This is a genomic window from Methanospirillum sp. (genome assembly GCF_035406105.1).
Taxonomy (GTDB): domain Archaea; phylum Halobacteriota; class Methanomicrobia; order Methanomicrobiales; family Methanospirillaceae; genus Methanospirillum.
Genome location: NZ_DAONKG010000136.1, coordinates 305 through 6,777, shown reverse-complemented (window position 1 = coordinate 6,777; position 6,473 = coordinate 305). Strand labels below are relative to the sequence as shown.

The window sequence follows — 6,473 nt, the reverse complement described above, 5'->3', positions numbered from 1 at the left end:
AGAATATCATCCCGTATGGTGACAAGGTTACAGCGGTACGCAACATCCCTGTCGCCCAGGAAAATTCCCATGCTTGCTGCCTCCAAAGCTCCCCTGCCGGTGTAGCAGACCGCAGGATCATACCCAAGAACGGAAAGATTTGCAATATCACTCCCTGGTGCAAACCCCTCCGGCACGGTCTGAAGAAGTCCCATAGCCCCCTCTCTGGCGATATGATCCATATTCGGGGTATATGCAGCCTCAAGCGGTGTCATCCCTGAGAGCTCGGAAAGCGGCTCGTCTGCCATACCATCACCAAGGACGATGCAGTACTTCTCTGTCATATATCACTCCAGGGCGGATTTCACCGCAATTCTCACGCTCTCTCTGCTGGAGATTTCAGGGATAAACCCAAGACTCTTCAGCCTGCTAATATCTAGCTGCATCTTTGGGACATCACCCACCCATCCTCTGCTTCCGCCGGTATACCGGTACTTCGGTGACAGGCCCATCTCCTGGCAGAGAAGATCTGCTATCTCGGTCACCGATATCCAGTCCTCTGATCCGATATTATAGGTATTGACCGGGTCCTGGGTATGATGCACAACAAACATGATGGCTCTGATGCACTCCCTGACCTCAAGGTATGATTTTGTCTGCTTCCCGTCGCCAAGGATCTCAAGTTCATGAGGATTTGCTTTGAGCTTTCTGATAAAGTCGGTGATCACGCCATGACCTGATCTGGCACCGATGATATTTGCAAACCGGAATATCCATGACCGCATGGAAAAGCTGTGGCAGTATGCTGATATGAGTGCTTCACAGGCAAGTTTTGAGGCGCCGTAGACCGAGACCGGTTCCATCGGGGTATACGACTCCGGGGTCGGGATAATCGATGCCTCTCCATAAACGGTTGATGTTGAGGTAAAGACGATCTCCGGAACGCTTGCCTTTCTCATCGCTTCAAGAACCCGGTGTGTTGCAATAATGGTGTTATTCAGTTGCTTATCAGGGGATACCGAGCTCTCCCGCACATCTGGATCTGCAGCAAGGTGATATACCCGGTCGGCCCCAAAAAGGTGTTCCTGCCATAAGTCAGAGAGAAGATCTGCGCTTACCAGGGTGATCCTTTTTGAATCCAGATGATCCTGTATGGAGTTCAGATCGCCGGAAATGAGGGAATCTATGACTATTACGTCGTCACCGGCACTGACCAGATAATCTACCAGGTGCGACCCGATAAACCCGGCACCGCCGGTCACTATACTGCGCATCCATACTCATATCCCTTTCCTTCTACCTAAATGTATAACAGCAATGTTTGTTGGGATCGATCATGGAACGACTGCCATGCGATTTGCCGGTGGAGGAAGGGTCTATAAAATTCCCCGGGCAGAGGCAGTGTCGTTTCAACTCTCTGACCTCCTCCACCTGACCGGAGGGGAAGAGATTGAGGGATTTGCGGTTACCTACTCCATGGGAGATAATTTTTCGGTCATTTTACCCATCGCATCCTTAACCAACCGTGGTCTTGTAAGTCGTGAGGGTGCAGGTGAACATACCGGTGGGGGGACACGGGTGTTTGATATCATTAAAGAGAGTGGCATCCCGGCGATTGCAATCCCTGGTCTTCACCGTGGTTCTCATACCGATCCCCGGTTCAAGGTCTACTCACACCAGGCCAGCCCGGAAAAGATTGGTCTTGCATATGAGGTGGTATATCATCTTGGTCCAACCTGTATTGTATCTGACATCAGCTCCAATACCGTCACCCTGCTCATAAAGGATAATCATATCGTCGGTGGATTTGATGCATGCCTGTTTGCTCCCGGCTGGGTGCATGGAGCCCTTGACCTTGATGCCATCCGGGCGATTGATGCCGGGAGAATGACTGCAAATGACGCATTTCTTCATGCAGGCGTGAGGGATACCCTGCAGGATCCTGACCGTGAGGCCGCACTTGCCATGTTTGCTGCCATGGAATGCGCATCGTTGCGTCTTTTAGCACCCGATGCCCCGGTCGCGTTATGCGGGAGCAGGGCAGGTTCTGTATCTGATGAGATCGGCCGTCTGCTTGGATGTAATCTTCTCGTGCTTGATGAATGGACAGCGGCAAAGGGGCTATCGAGGATTGCAGAGGACGTTTTTTCAAAAAAGGTCACACAAATTCTTGACATCCCGGTCAGACTGTAATTTTATATGATTAATCGTGTAAAATATTCTGGGAATTTTCTTGAGAGAGTTACGGATCCATGGGAGAGGTGGTCAGGGGTCGGTCACTGCGGCCGAGCTGATCGCCGTTGCAGCCTTTAAGAGCGGAGTATTCTCACAAGCCTTTCCGGCATTTGGAGTGGAGAGGCGGGGTGCACCGGTCCAGGCTTTTGTCAGGTTCTCGGATGAAAAGATCCGGCTCAGAAGCCAGGTGTATGAACCGGATTACGTCATTGTACAGGACAGTACCCTCATCAAGGACGTAAACGTCTTTTCCGGGATGAAGAAAGGGGGCATAATCCTCATCAATACCAGCGGGGATATTCATGGCACCATACCAGACGGTGTCAGATATATTCCAATTGATGCAACCAGGCTTGCACTGGATATTCTTGGTGTCCCGATCACAAACACTACCCTGATGGGTGCCTTTGCCGCAGCATCAGGTGAGATAAGTCTTGAAGCGCTTGAAGAAGCGGTTCGGGAACGGTTCTCCGGCAGCCTTGCAGATAAAAATGTGGCAGCCAGTCGTGCGGCATACGACCTTGTCAAGAGAGGTGCATAAGCCATGACACTCCGTATCGGATGTGCGGCAGCTCCTGGTCAGGCACGGGATAATAAAACCGGATCATGGCGGGTGTTCCGCCCGGTCTTTGATCATGAAAAATGTACATCATGTGGCATGTGTCAGCTGGTCTGCCCGGAAGGGTGCATCCTGACCGGTGACAAGCAGTATAATCCTGATTATGATTTCTGTAAAGGGTGCGGTATGTGTGCCCATGAATGCCCGGCAAAAGCCATCACCATGGAAACGGAGGAGAAATAAATGAAAGCAATTCTCGAAGGCTCCCATGCAGTAGCAGAAGCAGTCAGGCTGGTAAAACCTGACGTCATTTCTGCGTATCCCATCACTCCTCAGACACATATCGTGGAGCGACTTGCTGAGATGGTTGCCGATGGCACCCTGGAAAGTGAATACATCTGTGTAGAGAGTGAGTTTTCCGCCCTTTCCGCATGTCTTGGGGCTTCTGCCGCAGGTTCGCGGGTATATTCGGCAACCTCCTCACAGGGTCTTCTCTTCATGGCCGAGGTCTGTTTCAATGTTGCTGGTATGAGGCAGCCTGTAGTTATGTCGATTGCAAACCGGGCCGTCAGTGCTCCGCTTTCAATATGGAACGACCAGCAGGACTCCATAAGTCTGCGTGATGCAGGCTGGATTCAGCTGTACGCTGAGGATGTGCAGGAGACGTTTGATCTGCATCTGCTCGCATACCGGGTGGCAGAAGATCACCGGGTCATGCTGCCGGTCTTCGTCTGCTTTGACGGATTTATCATCTCTCATACCTATGAACCAGTGGATATTCCGGATGCAAAGGATGTCAATGCATACCTTCCTGCGTATGTTCCCATAAACAAACTGGATGCCGATGATCCGCTGAGCATGGGGATGTATGCAACGCCTGACTACTATATGGAGTTCAGGTATGAGATGGATCAGGCAATGATTCGAGCTCTTGACGTCATAAAGCAGGCAGGAAAAGAGTTCAAGGATAAGTTTGGCCGGGATTATAGTGAGCTTGTAGAGGCATACCGGCTTGATGATGCAGAGATTGCTATTGTTGCTATGGGCTCTGTGTGTGGCACTATCAAGGATGCTATTGATGAAATGCGGGCCGGAGGAAGAAAGGTCGGCCTGCTGAAAATCCGTGCCTTCCGTCCCTTCCCTGCAGATGATATCAGAAAAGCACTGTCCGGGATCAAAAAAATTGGTGTATTTGAAAAGAATATCTCAATCGGCTCCCGCATGAAAGGGGCTGTCGGATATGAGATCAAGGATGCCCTCTGTGATTCTTCTGTGCAGGTTCTCAGCTATGTTGCAGGACTTGGCGGGCGTGATATCAGAATTGAGGATATTAAAAAGATGACCGATGCAATTGAGGCTGGCAATGGTGATTGTTTCTTTGGCCTTCGGGAGGAGCTGATCTGATATGGCAGACAGAACCCTGGAACTCGTCGATTCCGGGCACCGGGCCTGTGGCGGATGTGGCCCTGCATTTGCAGCCAGATTAATTCTCAAGGGAGCCGGAGAGCGTTCCATTGTCTGTGCTTCAACCGGATGTATGGAAGTATTCTCAACGCCATATCCCCAGACCGCATGGAAAGTCCCCTGGATACACTCACTCTTTCAGAATGCGGCAGCTGTGGCATCTGGTGTTGAATCTGCCTTAAAGCGGCAGGGCCGGGATGAGCATGTCCTATGCATTTGTGGTGACGGGGCAACGTTTGATATTGGCATGCTCTGTATTAGTGGTGCCTTTGAACGGGGACACAATATCACCTATATCTGCTATGATAACGAGGCGTACATGAATACTGGTATTCAGCGTTCCGGCGCCACACCCCTGGATGCGAGCACCACCACCTCTCCAGCCGGAAAGAAAAGTCATGGGAATGCCAGACCAAAGAAAGATATGCCGCAGATCCTTGCTGCCCACGGGGCTCCGTATGTTGCAACCTGCTCAATTGCATACCCAAATGATGTCATCAAGAAGGTTGAGCGGGCTGTGAATACTGAAGGTCCCTGTTACATTCAGATCCATACTCCCTGCTGCACCGGGTGGGGTTTTGACGGCTCAAAGACCATTGAAATTGGTAAACTTGCAATTGAGACCGGGCTGTGGGTGAACTATGAGATTGTGAACGGAAAGATTGAGAAGGCGAAAAAGGTCAAACGAAAACCGGTGGAAGAGTATCTTCGTGTTCAGAAGCGCTTTGCCCATCTTTTCAAACCAACTGTCAATACTGAAGAGATTGCAAGAATTCAGGCTATTGCCGATGCAAATGCAGAAAAATTTGGCATAGATCTGAAAATATAAGTATATTTTTCGTGTCCGGCTCCCGATACCTAAACCTTATATACGCTCTGGGTGAAAGCGTATAAACCGAAACGGGTGGTCTGAATTATCCCCGTACTCTTTGTTGATGACAATCGGGAGCTTGCAAATATCTTCCAGTTTTACCTGGAAGAGACCGGTCTTTTCACTGTACATGTCTGTCTTGACGGACTGGATGCACTTGAATATCTGGAGCGTCATGATATCCAGGCAGTTATCTCCGATTATGACATGCCTGACATGGACGGAATAACGCTTCTTCGTCATATCAGGGAAAAATACCCTCGTCTCCCATTTATCATGCTCACCGGCAATGACAGCAAAGAGACGGCAATCGAAGCATTAAATGCCGGAGCAGATTTTTACCAGAATAAAGCCGAAGATCTTGAGATTCAGGTACTGGATCTTTCACACAAGATCACCATTCTGGTTGAAAAAGCCCGTGCAGAGGCTGCAATTCAGAGAAAAGACCTCATCCTTGAAGTTATCGGAAGAACGGCCGGACGACTCCTGAAAGGGGAGCATTTCTATACCGAGATGAAGACGATCCTGAAAGAACTAGGTCAGGTGACCGGAGCGATCGGAGCATGTATTGGAGATCCACAGCATCATGAGGAGAGAAGTGATGTGCCGGAGCTTATTACCTGGTGGAAAGATGAGGAGAAAGCACTCAAAAATCCCAACCGGTGCGACCTGTTTGGCGATCTTATCAGAGCCATGGGGATGAACCATGATGATGATCCCTATATTATCATCAATTCGGATGATGCCTTTCCATCAGAGCGTGAGGGACTGACACGGCTCGAAGTTGGTTCAGCCGTTTTTCTTCCGGTAAAGGCGGGTGATGAACGATGGGGATATCTTACCCTCTTTTTCAGCGAAATGAAAAAAGAACTAACACAACCTGAACTCTACGCCTACACCATGCTCACAGAACTTGCCGGAGCAGCACGGTACCGGGCATATATAGAGGATTATTTTAAAAATCCGGTTGAAAAATCCCTGGTTGGTGTGTTTCTTATACGAAATAACCGGTTCCTCTATATCAATCCACGGTTTTCTGCAATATTTGGGTATTCACGGGCTGAGATCATCAGGACGAAGTCTCTTCCAGGTCTTTTTCAGATGCCCGATGCAGAACAGGTTCGCGAAACTCTTGATCAGATCAGGTCAGGATGGAGGGAATATGCCCATCTTGAACTGACCGCCCTGAATCGTGATGGCATGCAGATACAGATTGAGCTGTACGTAACAATGTTGCGGGCCAATGGTTCAGACTGTCTCATCGGCAATTGTCTTGATATCACCCAGAGAAAAGAGGCCGAGGAGAAAGTCAGGGCACAGGAGGAGCTTTTAAAGCAGAATATGATGGCCTCCCTGAAGGAGAAG

General features: G+C 49.7%; 7 protein-coding genes and 1 pseudogene. 6 read left to right on the top strand and 2 right to left on the bottom strand.

Features of this window, described 5'->3' with window-relative positions; all coding sequences use genetic code 11:
• Positions 1 to 323 (bottom strand): annotated as a pseudogene (locus PLA23_RS08895) (cofactor-independent phosphoglycerate mutase); the annotation flags it as partial.
• A gap of 3 nt (positions 324 to 326) precedes the next feature.
• Positions 327 to 1,253 (bottom strand): NAD-dependent epimerase/dehydratase family protein, encoded by a 927-nt coding sequence (locus PLA23_RS08890; protein ID WP_324330026.1) that lies wholly within the window; start codon positions 1,251 to 1,253, stop codon positions 327 to 329.
• Positions 1,254 to 1,296: 43 nt separating this feature from the next.
• Between PLA23_RS08890 and PLA23_RS08885 the strand changes: the two genes are divergently transcribed.
• From PLA23_RS08885 to PLA23_RS08860, 6 genes are all read left to right on the top strand, one after another.
• Positions 1,297 to 2,172 carry a methanogenesis marker 12 protein gene (locus PLA23_RS08885; RefSeq protein WP_324474901.1) on the top strand — a complete coding sequence of 292 codons (876 nt, stop codon included), beginning with the start codon at positions 1,297 to 1,299 and terminating at the stop codon, positions 2,170 to 2,172.
• A gap of 40 nt (positions 2,173 to 2,212) precedes the next feature.
• Positions 2,213 to 2,755 (top strand): pyruvate ferredoxin oxidoreductase subunit gamma, encoded by a 543-nt coding sequence (locus PLA23_RS08880; RefSeq protein ID WP_324330030.1) that lies wholly within the window; start codon positions 2,213 to 2,215, stop codon positions 2,753 to 2,755.
• 3 nt (positions 2,756 to 2,758) lie between these two features.
• On the top strand, positions 2,759 to 3,016 hold the full coding sequence (locus tag PLA23_RS08875; RefSeq protein WP_324330032.1) for a 4Fe-4S binding protein: 258 nt from the start codon (positions 2,759 to 2,761) through the stop codon (positions 3,014 to 3,016).
• Complete coding sequence (porA, locus tag PLA23_RS08870; protein ID WP_324330034.1) at positions 3,017 to 4,177, top strand: pyruvate ferredoxin oxidoreductase; 1,161 nt, start codon at positions 3,017 to 3,019, stop codon at positions 4,175 to 4,177.
• A 1-nt stretch (position 4,178) separates the two neighbouring features.
• Positions 4,179 to 5,066 carry a thiamine pyrophosphate-dependent enzyme gene (locus tag PLA23_RS08865; RefSeq protein ID WP_324330036.1) on the top strand — a complete coding sequence of 296 codons (888 nt, stop codon included), beginning with the start codon at positions 4,179 to 4,181 and terminating at the stop codon, positions 5,064 to 5,066.
• A gap of 84 nt (positions 5,067 to 5,150) precedes the next feature.
• Positions 5,151 to 6,473, top strand: a 1,323-nt coding sequence (locus PLA23_RS08860) for a response regulator (RefSeq protein WP_324474902.1), incomplete at its 3' end; no start/stop codon positions are given.